At 71.9% G+C, this 15253-nt stretch carries 11 protein-coding genes; 1 reads left to right on the top strand and 10 read right to left on the bottom strand.

The annotated features are described in order from the left end of the window. Nucleotides 1-58 precede the first annotated feature (58 nt). The 7 genes from trxA to IE326_RS12165 form a co-directional block, all read right to left on the bottom strand. Nucleotides 59-394, bottom strand: a complete 336-nt coding sequence (trxA, locus tag IE326_RS12195; RefSeq protein WP_030753848.1) for a thioredoxin — start codon at nucleotides 392-394, stop codon at nucleotides 59-61. Nucleotides 395-440: 46 nt separating this feature from the next. Next, entirely contained in the window at nucleotides 441-1406 is a 966-nt protein-coding gene (gene trxB / locus IE326_RS12190; RefSeq protein WP_150229589.1) for a thioredoxin-disulfide reductase, read from the bottom strand. Nucleotides 1407-1578: 172 nt separating this feature from the next. Then, nucleotides 1579-2646 carry an RsmA family anti-sigma factor gene (locus tag IE326_RS12185; RefSeq protein ID WP_190041514.1) on the bottom strand — a complete coding sequence of 356 codons (1068 nt, stop codon included), beginning with the start codon at nucleotides 2644-2646 and terminating at the stop codon, nucleotides 1579-1581. Beyond that, the gene (gene sigM / locus IE326_RS12180; RefSeq protein ID WP_190041513.1) at nucleotides 2643-3332 is read right to left on the bottom strand and encodes an RNA polymerase sigma factor SigM; all 690 of its coding nucleotides are present in this window, start codon (nucleotides 3330-3332) and stop codon (nucleotides 2643-2645) included. The genes IE326_RS12185 and sigM overlap by 4 nt, the downstream gene beginning before the upstream one ends. Nucleotides 3333-3373: 41 nt before the next feature. Beyond that, nucleotides 3374-5074, bottom strand: a complete 1701-nt coding sequence (locus tag IE326_RS12175) for a protein kinase family protein (RefSeq protein WP_190041512.1) — start codon at nucleotides 5072-5074, stop codon at nucleotides 3374-3376. A 117-nt stretch (nucleotides 5075-5191) separates the two neighbouring features. After that, complete coding sequence (gene murJ, locus IE326_RS12170) at nucleotides 5192-7552, bottom strand: murein biosynthesis integral membrane protein MurJ (protein ID WP_190041511.1); 2361 nt, start codon at nucleotides 7550-7552, stop codon at nucleotides 5192-5194. Between the two features lie 45 nt (nucleotides 7553-7597). Then, the gene (locus tag IE326_RS12165; protein ID WP_373310182.1) at nucleotides 7598-10093 is read right to left on the bottom strand and encodes a DUF6049 family protein; all 2496 of its coding nucleotides are present in this window, start codon (nucleotides 10091-10093) and stop codon (nucleotides 7598-7600) included. A 235-nt stretch (nucleotides 10094-10328) separates the two neighbouring features. On the opposite strand from IE326_RS12165, the gene IE326_RS12160 reads away from it, so the two are divergent. Next, on the top strand, nucleotides 10329-11771 hold the full coding sequence (locus tag IE326_RS12160) for a CCA tRNA nucleotidyltransferase (protein ID WP_190041510.1): 1443 nt from the start codon (nucleotides 10329-10331) through the stop codon (nucleotides 11769-11771). Nucleotides 11772-11824: 53 nt separating this feature from the next. Here the strand turns inward: IE326_RS12160 and IE326_RS12155 are convergent, their stop codons facing one another. From IE326_RS12155 to IE326_RS12145, 3 genes are all read right to left on the bottom strand, one after another. Beyond that, entirely contained in the window at nucleotides 11825-13084 is a 1260-nt protein-coding gene (locus IE326_RS12155; RefSeq protein WP_190041509.1) for an MFS transporter, read from the bottom strand. A gap of 81 nt (nucleotides 13085-13165) precedes the next feature. Continuing rightward, nucleotides 13166-14248 (bottom strand): inositol-3-phosphate synthase, encoded by a 1083-nt coding sequence (locus tag IE326_RS12150; RefSeq protein ID WP_150229599.1) that lies wholly within the window; start codon nucleotides 14246-14248, stop codon nucleotides 13166-13168. Nucleotides 14249-14295: 47 nt separating this feature from the next. Continuing rightward, entirely contained in the window at nucleotides 14296-14970 is a 675-nt protein-coding gene (locus tag IE326_RS12145) for a PadR family transcriptional regulator (protein WP_150229601.1), read from the bottom strand. Between the last annotated feature and the right edge of the window lie 283 nt (nucleotides 14971-15253).

The raw sequence follows: 15253 nt of genomic DNA, 5'->3' as shown, positions 1-15253 counted from the left end.
GCGAAACGGCCCGCCTCCTTCACAGGAGGCGGGCCGTTTCACGTGAAACAGCGAGAGGTCACTTCGCGTCGGCGATGAAGGGCTCCAGGTCGCGCAGGATCGCGGCCTTCGGCTTGGCACCGACGATGGTTTTCACGACCTCGCCGCCCTGGTAGACGTTCAGGGTCGGGATGGACATGACGCCGTACTTGGCGGCCGTGCCCGGGTTCTCGTCGATGTTGAGCTTCACGATCTCGATCTCGCCGTGCTCGGCGGCGATGGCCTCCAGCGACGGGGCGATCTGACGGCACGGACCGCACCAAGCGGCCCAGAAGTCCACCAGGACGGGCTTGTCGCTCTTGAGGACGTCCTCTTCGAAGGAAGCGTCGGTCACGTTCTTCAGGGCGCCGGCCACGGCGGCCTCCTTAACTTCGCGGGGTGTGGGGTGAGAGGGGCTCGGGTCAGACCGCGGGGGTCTCGGCCAGCTTCTCGCTGTCGGCGAGGGCGGCCAGGAAGCGCTCGGCGTCGAGCGCGGCGGAGCATCCGGTGCCGGCGGCCGTGATGGCCTGGCGGTAGGTGTGGTCGACGACGTCGCCGGCGCCGAAGACACCCGTCAGGTTGGTTCGGGTCGACGGGGCGGCGACCTTGAGGTAGCCCTCCTCGTCGAGGTCCAGCTGGCCCTTGAACAGCTCGGTGCGCGGGTCGTGGCCCACGGCGATGAAGAGGCCGGTCACGGGCAGCTCGCTGGTCTCGCCGGTCTTGGTGTTGCGCAGGGTCAGACCGGTCAGCTTCTGGTCGCCGTGGATCTCGGCCACCTCGTTGTCCCAGGCGAACTTGATCTTCGGGTCGGCGAAGGCGCGCTCCTGCATCGCCTTGGAGGCGCGCAGCGTGTCGCGGCGGTGGACGATGGTCACCGACTTGGCGAAGCGCGAGAGGAAGGTCGCCTCCTCGATCGCGGTGTCGCCGCCGCCGACGACGGCGATGTCCTGGTCCTTGAAGAAGAAGCCGTCGCAGGTGGCGCACCAGGAGACACCGCGGCCGGAGAGAGTGTCCTCGTTCGGCAGGCCGAGCTTGCGGTGCTGCGAACCGGTGGTCACGATCACGGCCTTGGCGCGGTGCACGACACCGGCGGTGTCCGTGACGGTCTTGATCTCACCCGTCAGGTCCACGGCGACGACGTCGTCCGGGACGAGCTCGGCGCCGAAGCGCTCGGCCTGCGCCCGCATGTTGTCCATGAGGTCCGGGCCCATGATGCCGTCGCGGAAGCCGGGGAAGTTCTCGACCTCGGTGGTGTTCATCAGGGCGCCACCGGCGGTGACGGCACCTTCGAAGACCAGCGGGTTCAGCGACGCTCGGGCCGTGTAGAGCGCAGCGGTGTAACCCGCGGGCCCGGAGCCGATGATGATCACGTTACGGACGTCGCTCACGGGTTTCTTCCTCGTCTCTGCAGACTGCCTACTGCCTACGGGGGCGGTGTCTCGGTCACTCTCACCCCACCCAACGGATCCTACGGGGCGTGCATTCCCGAAGACGCCGCGCAGCGCGTCCGTGAGACGGACGGTGAGACGGGAGGCGTGTCGACGAGCGGGGCCGGTGTCCTCAGGGCTTCGGGTAGGAGGCGGTCCGGAGCAGTTCTCCCGGGGTGTCCCCGGTGCAGGAGGCGTCGACGAGGTAGGCCCGGACGCGGTCGCCGTCCGCCGGGTCGGCGAGGACGAGGAGATAGGCGGAGGCGCCCTCGTACTCGCCGCGCTCCGAGGCGAGTACGGGGTCCTGGCGGCCGGTGCCGGCGAGGACGCAGCCGGGGAGGGCGGGGTCGCCGCTGCGCTGGGCGGTGCCGCTCTGCTCCGGCGCCTCGGCCGTCAGCGATTCGGGCTGGACCCCCTTCGGGGCCCGCAGGTCGGGGGCGGCCCCGAGCAGGCTCCGGACCCGGTCCTCCACGGGCTCCCCGGAGAAGGTGCTCAGGGGAGCGCTCGCGACGGTGTCGGCCTTGGTCGCGTCGGCGTTCGAGGCGCCGTTCTGCGTGAGCGCGTAGAGGCTGTACGCGCAGACTCCGGCGACGAGCGTCCCGGCGAGGCTCGTGAGGAGGGCGATCCGGCCCCGGCGGCGGGTGCGACCCCGTCCGGGCCCGGACGCGGGCCGGGAGGCCGGCCGTACCGTCGGGGGGCGGCCGTCGGCGGGACGGACCGGGGACGCCGAGCGCGCTGTTTCACGTGAAACCACGTCCGCGGCCTCGACCGGAGGAACGGTCACGCTGTCCTCGGCGGTCACGCCGCCCCCTGCGGACGGGGTGACCTCGGCGGACGAGGTGCCGTGGGCGGACGGGCGGCCCGGGCCGGACAAGGCGTTCTGGGCGGGCGGGGTGTCCGGGGTTTCACGTGAAACGGTCCGGGACGGCTCGGGGACGGTGGCGTCCAGGAGCGCCTCGGCGGCGAGGGCCGCGTCGATCCGGCCCGCGATCTCGGCGGGCATGCGCGGGGGGCCGGGCAGGGTGCCCAGGAGGCCGCGGATCTCCTCCAGGGAGCTCCGCACGTCGGCACAGAGGGCGCAGCCGTCGAGGTGGCGGCGGACCGCGGCGGACCGGCCGGGGGAGAGCAGGCCCTCGGTCAGGTCGGAGATCTCCGAGACGTCCGGGTGCTGAGCTGTGTCGGCCCTGTCGGTCGTGGTCACGCGCGCCCACCTCCGCCCTTCACAGCAGCTGGATCGATCGGTCCGGTTTCCGGCGGCCCCGATGCCGGTGGGACGGATGTCCCCGGCGTCCGGTTCCTTCCCCCCTCGGAGGGCTCGTTACCCACGGTGTCGGCGCGCAGATGAGTGAGCAGCGGAAGCAGCCGGGCCCGGCCGCGCGCACAGCGGCTCTTCACGGTGCCGGTGGGAACGCCGAGGATACGGGCCACCTCCGCGACCGGGTATCCCTGCATGTCGACGAGGACGAGGGCGGCGCGCTGGTCGGGGGCGAGGGTGGCGAGCGCGGCGAGCAGCTGCCGGTGGAGGTCCTCGCGCTCGGCGGGCGCCTCGGCGGACTCGTGCGGTTCGAGGAGCTGCTCGAAGCGGGCGGTGTCGTCGACGGGGGAGGTCCGCCGGGTGGCGGTCTTCCGGATCCGGTCCAGGCAGGCGTTCACCGTGATGCGGTGCAGCCAGGTCGTGACCGCCGACTGGCCCCGGAAGGTGTGGGCGGCCCGGAAGGCCGAGAGGAGGGCGTCCTGGACGGCGTCCGCGGCCTCCTCTCGGTCTCCCAGGGTGCGGAGCGCCACCGCCCACAGGCGGTCGCGGTGGCGCCGTACGAGCTCACCGAAGGCGTCCGGATCCCCGGCGACGTGCCGGGCCAGGAGTTCCCGGTCGTCTGTGGCGTCCATCGGACGGTCCAATGGTGTCAGCCCCCTCCACTGCCCTGTCGTCAGCCCATGACCTTGATCTCGGCGACCTTCCCCCGGTAGTGCCCGGTCTCGGTGGTGGGCAGGTCCGTCAGCCAGACCAGCACGTAGCGGGTCGTCACCGGCTTGGTGGGCTTCAGCGCGACCTGGGACCCGGTGTCCTTCGCCTGGGTGGTGAAGCCGTCGAGCGAGGTGGGAGCCGAGGAGGCGCCCGAGGCTGCGGTGCGCAGTTCCACCGAGGTCCGGCCGAGGAAGGAGACGTCGACCGAGGCGACCTCCTGCTCCTTGCCCAGGTCGAGGACGAGGCCGACGCCTTCCTTGAGGTTGCCGAACTTCGAGAAGCCCCGGTACTCCATGGTCTGCCAGTACGTGGCGGGGTCGCCGTCGTAGGCCTTCGGCACGTCGGCGGGGTTTTCCCTGCCGTCGTCGCTGAAGGGGTCGAAGTCCTGGGCCGAGGCGATGGCGATCGGCTTCGGCGGTTCGGGCTTCTCGTCGGCCGTCTGCTGGACGACCGGCGTCTCGTCCTTCGGCTTGGGGGCGAGGAGCTGGTCGGCGATCTGCCAGCTGCCGAGGCCGAGGGCGGCGATGAGCAGGGCGCCGACGGCCCACTTCAGCGCCTTGCCCGCACGGCTCTCCAGCGGGGCCGGGGGCTGCGGGATCGGCTGGGTGGCCATGGGGCGCGGCTGCGGGCGCCCGTGCCCGTACGTGCCCTGCTGGTACGTGGTGCGCTGGTACTCGGCGGGGGTGGGGAAGACGGGCTCCGGCGGCTTGACGCGGGGCATCGCCGCGACGGCCTTGGCGAGCTCGTCCGGGGTCGTGCAGGGCGGTTCCTGCCGCGAGGCGGTGGCCCCGTCGTTGGCGAGGGCGCGCATGGCGATCTCGGAGAGGCCCCGGTGGACGCCCGCGCGGACCTGGTCCGGCGGGAGGAGTCCGACGCCCTTGGGCAGGCCGGAGAGGCCGTAGGCGTCGCTCTCGTACGGCCAGCGCTGGGTGAGGGCTGCGTAGAGGAGGGCGCCGATGGCCTCGGTGTCGGTGCGCTGCGGCCGGTCGGCGGTGATGCCGCGCAGGGCGGCGTTCACGGCGAGGCCGCGGATGCGGTACTGGCCGGTGGAGCTGCGCAGCACGGCGCTCGGGGTGAGCCGCAGGTGGGCCAGGCCCTCGCGGTGCGCGGCGGCCATCGCCTGGGAGACCTGGGCGACGAGCTGGTAGGCGTCGTGGGCCTCCAGCTGGCCGTCGGCGAGGAGCGCGGTCAGCTCGGTCGCGTCGGGCAGCCACTCGTGGACGACGTAGACGAGGTCGTTCTCCTCGACGGCGTCGAGGACCTGGACGAACCGGGGGTCGCCGAGGAGGGCCGCCGACCGGGCGGCGGCCAGGACCGAGCGGGCGCGCGGATGGTCGGCCGGCAGCAGGTGGACGCCGACCGCCCGCCGCAGCTTCTCGTCGACGGCCCGCCAGCTGCTGAAGCCGTCCAGACGGGTGACGCACTCCTCCAGCCGGTAGCGCCGTGCCAGCTTGTGGCCGCTGTGCAGTTCGGGTGCCGTGATGGAGGGCTGTTCGCCGTTCTTCCGCTCGACCGCCTTCTGTTCGAGGGTCCCGGCGGGCTCCTCCGCCGTCTTCCGTTCTTCCGCCACCCCGTCGGTCGCGGCCGTGTCCGCCTGCGCGGTCAGCGGGTCGTCACCGCTGTTGTCGGCCACGTCGACGGCAGCCGTGCTACGTTCCGCCACCGTCGTTCCTGCCTCCCCATCCGTTGCGCCACATCCAACAGCCAAGCCAATTGTGCCCACAGTCGGACGCTATGCACGACACACGGTGTCCCCCGATGGTTGTCCCCGGACGCGGAATCAGCGTCCCAGACGGCCCCGCACCATGCCGACGAGGGTGTTCAGCTCGGTGATCCGCATGCGGCGGGCGGCGACGAAGAAGACGCCGAGGAGCACCGCGCCGCCGACGAGGAGCGCGACCAGAGAGCCGAGGGCGCCCTCGCCGAGCAGCTTCAGCAGGCCGAAGCCGACCGCGCCGGCGACGACCGCCGCGGGCAGGGAGGCCATGCAGAGGCGGGCGTAGGTGCGCAGGACGTGGGCGCCGTCCAGGTCGCCGCCGAGGCGGTTGCGCAGCCGGCGCCAGGCGATGCCGACGCCGACGGCGTAGGCGAGGCCGTAGGAGGCGGCCATGCCGACCACGGCCCACTGGGCGGGCAGCAGGACGTAGCAGAGGGCGGAGGCGGCCGCGTTGACGGCGGCGACGATGACCGTGTTGTAGAAGGGCGTGCGGGTGTCCTCGTAGGCGTAGAAGCCGCGGAGGACGACGTACTGCACGGAGTAGGGGATCAGGCCGAGGCCGAAGGCCATCAGGATGAAGCCCATGCCCTGGGCGGCCTCGACGCCGCTGGAGGCGTACAGCAGGGTGCACATGGGGACGCCGAGGGCCAGGAAGGCGAAGGCGACCGGGACGATGGCGACGGCGGAGTTCCTGAGGCCCTGCGAGATGTCGTCGCGGACGGCGCCGGGGTCGTCGTCGCTGGCGGCGCGGGAGATCCGGGGCAGCAGGGCGGCCATGACGGAGACCGTGATGATGGCCTGCGGCATGCCCCAGATCAGCTGCGCGTTGGAGTACGCGAGGAAGCCGGCGCCGTTCTTGCCGGACTCCTCGCCGGCGGCGGTGGCGAGCTGGGTGACGACCAGGACGCCCGCCTGGTTGGCGAGGACGAAGAGGACGGTCCACTTGGCGAGCTTCACCGTCTTGCCGAGGCCGTGGCCCTTCCAGTCGAAGCGGGGCCGGAAGCGGAAGCCCGTCTCGCGCAGGTACGGGATCATCGCGAGCGCCTGGACGACGAGGCCGAGCAGGGTGCCGATGCCGAGGAGGCGGATGCCCTCGTCGGGGATGGTCCGCACGCCCATGTGGGACTCGGCGGAGGTGCCGTACACCCAGATGAACAGGCCGAAGGTGACGATCATGACGATGTTGTTGAGGACCGGGGTCCACATCATCGCGCCGAACTTGCCGCGGGCGTTGAGGATCTGGCCCATCACCACGTGCACGCCCATGAAGAAGATCGTGGGCAGGCAGTAGCGGGCGAAGGTCACCGCGACGCTGTTGGCGGCGGCGTCGTCGGCGATGGTGTTCGACATCAGCCGGATCAGGACGGGCGCGGCGAAGACGGCCGCGACCACGATCAGGCCGAGCGCCACCATGACGAGGGTGAGCAGGCGGTTGGCGTACGCCTCGCCGCCGTCCTCGTCGTTCTTCATCGAGCGGACCAGCTGCGGCACGAAGACCGAGTTGAGGCCGCCGCCGACGGTGAGGATGTAGATCATCGTCGGCAGGGTGTACGCGATGGTGAAGGTGTCGCCGAGCAGCGCGGCGCCGAGGGCGCCGGTGATGACCAGCGAGCGGACGAAGCCGGTGAGCCGGGAGACCAGGGTGCCGGCGGCCATCACGGCGCTCGACTTCAGCAGCCCGGAGGCGCGGCCGCCCTTCTTCGGCGCGGGGGCCGGCAGCGGGTCGGGTTCCGCGGCCGGGGCGGGCACCTGGCCCTGCTGGTCGCGGTAGAGGTGGGCGAAGGCGTCCGGCTCGGGCTGCTCCTCCGCGCTCGCCCGGGTCACCAGGTCGTCGACGCCGGTGAACTGGACCGTGCGGGCGTCGTCGCCGTACGGGAGGTGGCGGGAGGGGCCGTCGGGCTCGGGCGCCGGGGTCTGGGCCCAGACCCGCGGGTCCGGCGCGTGCTGGGGCGCGGCAGGTTGCTGGTAGAGCGCCTGCGGGTCCTGGTAGGTGCCCGGCGGGGGCGGCGGGTGCGCGGCGCGGTCGTAGAGCGCCTCGCCCACCGGGTCCTGCGCGGACAGGTCCCGCGCCCGGTAGGGGTCGTGGGCGTAGGCGTCCTGGACGTAGGGGTCCTGGCCGTAGGGATTCTCGGGCTGCGGGTTCTGGGGGTACGCGGCGGGGGCCTGCGGCTGCGCGCCGTACGGGTCCTGGGCGTAGGGCGCGCGGTCGTACGCGGGCCGGGCCGGGTCGTGGACGTACGGGGCCTGCGGGGGGTGTCCCTGCGGGCCCTGCGGTCCGTGCTGGTCCTGCGGTCCGTGCTGGCCCTGTGGCGGGGGCGGCGGGATCGGCTGCCCGCCGGGACCGGCGGGAGCCGCGGGCGTACCGCCGGACGGTGCGGTGCCGCCCGCGCCCTGGCCGCGGTCAGCGTCGTACGGCGCGTTCATGCTTACCCCACCTCATCGTCCCCGGCCGACCGGCCACGACATCGCTCAACGGTCCACTTTCTCACCCGGGCCCGACGGGTCGCCGCTTTCGGCGCCGGTGTCCGCGTCCGGGTCACTCGGCTGCCCGGCTCCGGCGGCCGTGCCGGCGGGCGTGGTCCCGGCCGTGTCCCCGGTCCCGGCGGCGGTCTCGTCGCCGGGACCGGCCCCGGTCCCGGGCGCGTCCCCGGAGGGCGTCTCCCCGGTCGCCGCGCCGCTCCCGGCCTCCGCCTCCATCGCGGCGCCCACCTCGGCATCCGCCTCCGCCTCCGCGGCGCGGGCGGCCAGGCGCTTGCGCTGGGTGTACATGCGGACGCCCGCGAGGACGAGGAGCAGCACGCCGCCGGCGATGACGAGCATCACCGTCGGGGTCATCTCGGAGACCTTCACGGTGAAGTCCATCGGGGCGCCGTAGGGCGTCCCGTCCGCGGTGTAGAGCTGGGCCGTCATGGTGATCTGGCCGTTGGCGTTGGCCGAGGCGGGGAACTTCACCGACTGGCTGTGCCCGGCGCGGATCTTCACGGGCAGCCGCGCCGAGGTCTGGCCGTCGACCTTCAGCCGGGTCCCGTTGCTGGAGGAGAGCTGGAGGAGGAGGCCGTCCACGTCCTGGAGCAGCTTGTTCTGCACCGTGACGGGGATGGTGGCGCTGCGTCCCGAGAGGGTCAGGTCGGACTTGTCGACGAGCAGGACGCTCTTGGTGAGCCCCTGGAGGACGTCCTGGACGTCCACGCGGTAGATCGCCGCCTCGCGGGCCCGGCCGCGCCAGGAGGTGGACATCTCGCGGTTGATGGCGTTGCCGACCGGGGGCACCACGCGGGTCGCGTCGGTGAGGATGACCTTGAAGTCGTCCAGTTCGTCGCGGGTGGTCTTCATGTCCCGGAAGGCGTCCACCGGGAGTTCGCTGTCGCGGAGCTTCTTCGGGTACCGCGAGGTGCGCGGCACCGAGGTGGAGGCGTCCGGGTCGGGCTTGGCCGCCGCCGCGGCGACCAGGTCGGCCGGCTGGGTCCAGCGGCGGGCGCCGAGCCCGCGGACGGCCGCCGCCATCGCCTGGGCCTGGGAGGTGGTGGGCGTCCGCTGCGGGGCGACCACGACGCTGCGCTGGTCCTGCGGCTGCTCCAGGGTGATCGCGAGGGTCTGCGCCAGGAACTCCTGGACGGCGAGCGTGGACTTCTCGGCCCGGACCATGTCGCCCTGGAATGCGGTCGACAGTTCCGCGTCGCTGACCACCGCCGTGGTGCCGCCGCCGAGGGGGCGGGCCGCGGTGGGGGTGTAGGAGAGGTCGTCGTCCTGGATGCTGTCGCTGCGGGCGATCACCTTGCGGGCGCCGGCCGAGGTCGCGACCGCCATGATCGAGGGGTCGACGGCGCCCTCGACGGGCCAGGCGAAGTCCGTGGCGGGCTGGACGTGGAGGACCGTCTCCACGGTCGAGCGGGCCAGCTGGGTCGCCGACTGGAGGTGCTTGAGCGAGCCGGGGACGGCCTTGCCCCGGTGGGCGAGGGAGGCGAGGTCGGGGTCGGCGAAGGGCAGCGCGACCACCTTGCGGCCCTGGACGGCCTTCTCCAGCATGCCGAGCCAGCGCTCGGCCAGCTTCCGGTTCGCGTCCGTGCCGGCGGTGTGCCCGGTGCCGTCCTTGACGCGGTAGCCGTTGGCCATGGCGTCGACGGAGGCCAGCAGGTCCGGGTCGATCACCCAGGTGACCGGGAGGTCCGCGCCCAGGGTCACCATCTCGTCCAGCCGGCCGCCGGGCCGGATCTCCTCGGCCAGCTCGTCGTCCTGGAAGACCGGGGTCTGCTGGTCGTCCGAGGCGGTGTCGGCGGAGATGTGGGAGGCGGAGATCAGCGGCCAGAGGTAGGTGAGCTGGGTCCGCTTGTCGGTGGGCTCGGGCTGGTACGGCAGGAAGGTCCGCTCGATGCCGAGGACGCGGTCGTACTGCGCGTCCGAGGTCTGCCCGGTGAGCGAGACGCCCAGCTGGTAGACGCCGCCCTCCTCGTCGAGGTCCAGCTTGGAGACGGGCACGGAGAACCGGAAGTCGCGGCTGACGCCGGCCTCCAGTCGCGGGATGTCGATCTCGGGGGCGTCCTGCGGCGGCTGCGGGTCGCTGTCGGAGCGGAAGCCCTTCCGCCGGGCGACCTGGTCGATCTCGCTGCGGCTCTCCATCCGGGGGCCGACCCGCAGGTTCACGGTGGCGTCGGTGATGACCCGCTTGCCGCGGTTGGTCAGCGTCCCCGTCACGGTGACGGTGTCCCCCTCGACCGGGGCGCTCGGGGTGAGCGTGTCGATCGACACATCGACCGTCCGGGAGACCTGGCCCTCTTCGGGGGCCCGGGCCGAGGCCGGTGAGGGGTTCTGGAGCAGGCCGGCCAGGAGCGGTGCCCCGACGGCGATCGTGAGGGTGCGCCGCAGCCATCGGCGGGCGGGCGAGGGGCCGGGGCCCTGGGCGGGCGAGGGGCCGGTTCCCGGTGCGGATGAGGGGCCGGTTCCCTGGAAAGCTGCCGCCTCAGCCACGCGTTCGCCCGTCCTCGTCGTAGTCGGTGGTGCCCGTGATGCCAGTGGTTCCCGGTTGCTGTGTCCAGGCATGGTAACGAGGCACGACGTGGCCGAGTGCCGGGGACTCCTCCAGCTGGTGACGCGGGAGGAGGCCGTTTTCACAGGAACCCCACAGACGCCTCGCGACGGGGGCGGAGGGGCGCCGGGAAAACGGGGGCGTCGGGGCGGAGCGGGGCACGTACCCTTTTCTGTTGTGCCGAACGCCAACGAAGACACCTCGACCGAACTGAGCCAGGTGCAGCGCCGCGCCGTCAGCGAACTGCTGCGCGTGTCCCCTGTCGCCGACGACCTCGCCCGCCGTTTCCAGGAGGCCGGCTTCCGCCTCGCCCTGGTCGGCGGCTCGGTACGGGACGCCCTCCTCGGCCGGCTCGGCAACGACCTGGACTTCACCACGGACGCCCGCCCCGAGGACGTCCTGAAGATCGTCCGCCCCTGGGCCGACGCGGTCTGGGAGGTCGGGATCGCCTTCGGGACGGTCGGCTCGCAGAAGGACGGCTACCAGATCGAGGTGACGACGTACCGCTCCGAGGCGTACGACCGCACCTCCCGCAAGCCGGAGGTCTCCTACGGCGACTCCATCGAGCAGGACCTCGTCCGGCGCGACTTCACCGTCAACGCGATGGCCGTGGCCCTCCCCGAGAAGGAGTTCGTCGACCCGTACGGCGGTCTGGAGGACCTCGCCGCCCGGGTGCTGCGCACCCCGGGCACGCCCGAGGAGTCCTTCTCCGACGACCCGCTGCGGATGATGCGGGCGGCCCGCTTCGCGGCCCAGCTCGACTTCGAGGTGGCTCCCGAGGTCGTGACGGCGATGACGGAGATGGCGGACCGGATCGAGATCGTCTCCGCCGAGCGCGTCCGGGACGAGCTGAACAAGCTGCTGCTCTCCGACCACCCGCGGAAGGGCCTCGGCCTGCTCGTGGACACCGGCCTCGCCGCCCACGTCCTGCCCGAGCTGCCCGCCCTCCGCCTGGAGAGCGACGAGCACCACCGGCACAAGGACGTGTACGAGCACTCCCTGACCGTCCTCGACCAGGCGATCGACCTGGAGGAGGACGGCCCGGACCTGGTGCTGCGGCTCGCCGCGCTGCTCCACGACATCGGCAAGCCGCGGACCCGCCGCTTCGAGAAGGACGGCCGGGTCTCCTTCCACCACCACGAGGTGGTGGGCGCCAAGATGACCAAGAAGCGCATGACCGCGCTGAAGTACTCCAACGAGATGATCAAGGACGTCTCGCGTCTCGTGGAGCTGCACCTGCGCTTCCACGGGTACGGGGCGGGCGGCTGGACCGACTCCGCCGTGCGCCGCTACGTCCGGGACGCCGGCCCGCTGCTCTCCCGCCTCCACAAGCTGACCCGCTCGGACTGCACCACGCGCAACAAGCGCAAGGCGGCGACGCTCTCCCGCACCTACGACGGCCTGGAGGAGCGCATCACCCAGCTCCAGGAGCAGGAGGAGCTGGACTCGATCCGCCCCGACCTCGACGGCAACGAGATCCAGCAGATCCTGGGGATCAAGCCGGGTCCCGCCGTCGGCCAGGCGTACAAGTTCCTGCTGGAGCTGCGCCTGGAGCACGGCCCGATGGAGCACGACCAGGCCGTGGCCGCGCTCCGGGAGTGGTGGGCCGCGCGCGACTGAGTCCGCGCCCATGTTTCACGTGAAACACCCCGGCCGGTGTTTCACGTGAAACATCACCGGGAGTCCCGCCCGCCGCGCAGCAGCAGGGCGATGGCCGCGTACCCGGCGGCCACCAGCACGATCAGCAGCTGGGAGCGACCGTCGGGCGGCAGCATCAGGGCGGCGATCCCGGCGGCCGCCACGAAGGCGACGTTGAACAGCACGTCGTAGAGGGAGAAGACCCGGCCGCGGTAGGCGTCGTCCACGTTCGTCTGCACCACGGTGTCGGTCGCGATCTTCGCGCCCTGGGTGATCAGGCCGAGGACGAAGGCGGCGACGAGGAAGGGCGCGGGCGCGAAGGGCAGGGCGAGCGCCGGGACGAGGACGGCCGCCGCGGCCGAGCACCGGACCATCCAGCCGAAGGGGCCGAACCGTCCCACTGCCCAGGGCGAGAGGACGGCGGCCGCGAAGAACCCGGCGCCCGAGGCGGCGACGGCGATCCCCAGCAGTCCCAGCCCCTCGGACTCGGTGGAGCTCCAGGCGTACCGGCAGAGCATGAGCACGGTGACGAGCAGGGCGCCGTAGCAGAAGCGCATCAGTCCGACCGCGGTGAGCGCGCGGGCGGCGGGCCGGTGCGCGGCGAGGTGGCGGAGTCCGGCGGCGAGCCCCCGGGCGGTGGAGGCGAGCGCCGCGGAGAACCGGGGCGGCACCGGGCCGGGGTCGGGGCCGAGCAGCGCACGGGGGATCCGCAGCGAGGCGAGGGCGGCGCAGAGGTAGAGGGCGGCGCCGGAGACGACCACGGCGGCGTCGGAGCCGTCGGCGGTCAGCCGGATGCCGAAGGCGAGTCCGCCGCCGAGGGTGGCGGCGAGGGTGCCGGCGGTGGGTGAGAGCGAGTTGGCGACGACGAGCCGTTCCTCGTCGACGACCCGGGGCAGGGCGGCGGAGAGCCCCGCGAGGACGAAGCGGTTGACGGCCGTGACGGAGAGGGCGGAGGCGTAGAAGAGCCAGTCCGGCACGGAGGCGAGCATCAGCACGGCGGTCCCGGCGGCGAGCAGGGCGCGGAGCAGGTTCCCGTGGAGGAAGACCTGGCGGCGCTGCCAGCGGTCGAGGAGGACTCCGGCGAAGGGGCCGACGAGGGAGTACGGCAGGAGGAGCACCGCCATGGCGGAGGCGATGGCCGCGGGGGAGGTCTGCTTCTCGGGGGAGAAGACGACGTACGTGGCCAGGGCGACCTGGTAGACACCGTCGGCGCACTGGGAGAGCAGCCGGACGGCGAGCAGGTGCCGGAAGTCGCGCAGGCGCAGCAGGACGCGCAGATCACGTGCGACGGACATGGCAGCAAGACTCACATACGGCGAGGGTCCCCGGGCAGTGCCGCGGGGACCCTCGTCAGGTGAGGCGCAGGACCTCGCGGGTCAGCGCTCGACCTCGCCCTTGATGAACTTCTCGACGTTGGCCAGGGCCTCGTCGTCGAAGTACTGCACCGGCGGGGACTTCATGAAGTAGCTCGACGCGGAGAGGATCGGGCCGCCGATGCCGCGGTCCTTGGCGATCTTCGCGGCGCGCAGGGCGTCGATGATGACGCCGGCCGAGTTCGGGGAGTCCCAGACCTCGAGCTTGTACTCCAGGTTCAGCGGGACGTCGCCGAAGGCGCGGCCCTCGAGGCGGACGTACGCCCACTTGCGGTCGTCGAGCCACGCGACGTAGTCGGACGGGCCGATGTGGACGTTCTTCTCGCCCAGCTCGCGGTCCGGGATCTGCGAGGTGACGGCCTGCGTCTTCGAGATCTTCTTGGACTCGAGGCGCTCGCGCTCCAGCATGTTCTTGAAGTCCATGTTGCCGCCGACGTTGAGCTGCATCGTGCGCTCGAGGCGGACACCGCGGTCTTCGAAGAGCTTCGCCATCACGCGGTGCGTGATGGTGGCGCCGACCTGCGACTTGATGTCGTCGCCGACGATCGGGACACCGGCCTCGGTGAACTTGTCGGCCCACTCCTTGGTGCCGGCGATGAAGACCGGGAGGGCGTTGACGAAGGCGACCTTGGCGTCGATGGCGCACTGGGCGTAGAACTTCGCCGCGTCCTCGGAACCGACGGGCAGGTAGCAGACGAGGACGTCGACCTGACGGTCCTTGAGGATCTGGACGACGTCGACCGGCTCCTCGGCGGACTCCTCGATGGTCTGGCGGTAGTACTTGCCGAGACCGTCGAGGGTGTGGCCGCGCTGGACCGTGACGCCCTTGTTCGGGACGTCGCAGATCTTGATGGTGTTGTTCTCGCTGGCGCCGATGGCGTCGGAGAGGTCGAGGCCGACCTTCTTCGCGTCGACGTCGAAGGCGGCGACGAAGTCGACGTCACCGACGTGGTACTCGCCGAACTGGACGTGCATCAGGCCGGGCACCTTGGTCGCCGGGTCGGCGTCCTTGTAGTACTCGACGCCCTGCACCAGCGAGGCGGCGCAGTTGCCCACGCCGACGATGGCTACGCGAACCGAACCCATTCCGGTTGCTCCCTGTGTGATCGTGGAAGCCCTGCTGGCGCAGGGTTTCACTTGGTGGTGTCGTCGGACGGATCCGGCCGGGTACTGCCCCCGTGCCGGGGCAGGCCGCCCGTCTCTCCAGAATCGTTGTCGTGCGGAGCGCCGGTGTCGGGCCGCTGGTCGCGGCCCGCCCGCTCGCTCTCGATGAGCTCGTTCAGCCAGCGCACTTCGCGCTCCACGGACTCCATTCCGTGGCGCTGGAGCTCAAGCGTGTAGTCGTCGAGTCGTTCGCGGGTCCGGGCCAGCGAGGCGCGCATCTTCTCCAGGCGCTCCTCCAGCCGGCTGCGGCGGCCCTCCAGGACCCGCATCCGCACCTCGCGCTCGGTCTGGCCGAAGAACGCGAAGCGGGCGGCGAAGTGCTCGTCCTCCCAGGCGTCGGGGCCGGTGTGGGAGAGGAGCTCTTCGAAGTGCTCCTTACCCTCCGGCGTCAACCGGTAGACGATCTTGGCCCGGCGTCCTGCGAGTGACGAGGCGAGTGCCTCCTCGGGGGCGCTGCCGGGCTCCTCGATCAACCAGCCGCTGGCGACGAGCGTCTTGAGGCAGGGGTAGAGCGTGCCGTAGCTGAACGCCCGGAAGATGCCGAGCGAGGTGTTGAGGCGCTTGCGCAGCTCGTAGCCGTGCATGGGGGCTTCGCGCAGCAGGCCGAGCACGGCGAATTCGAGGATGCCGGAGCGCCTGCTCACGTGTCGCCTCCTTCGTCGCGGGGCCTGCGTCCGGAAACCCGTGTCCGGAAACCCTTATGCCGTCCTGATGTATCGACTCGATACATCTGCACGATAGAACGGCCCGAGAGGTCGGACAAGTGGGGGTGCCGTGACCGGCGTCACATCGTCAATTCACAGCGTGCGACTTGCCTGATTTGGGGTGAACTCCGGCGCAAGAGGGGTTTTGGCCGTGCGTAGTCTGTGCGGCATGCACACCACCGGGAACCAGGAGCCGCGCTGGGGCGTCAGTGCAGCGGGTGAC

This window comes from Streptomyces filamentosus (assembly GCF_014654895.1).
GTDB classification, from domain to species: Bacteria; Actinomycetota; Actinomycetes; order Streptomycetales; family Streptomycetaceae; genus Streptomyces; species Streptomyces filamentosus.
This window is presented reverse-complemented; position numbering and strand designations above follow the sequence as displayed.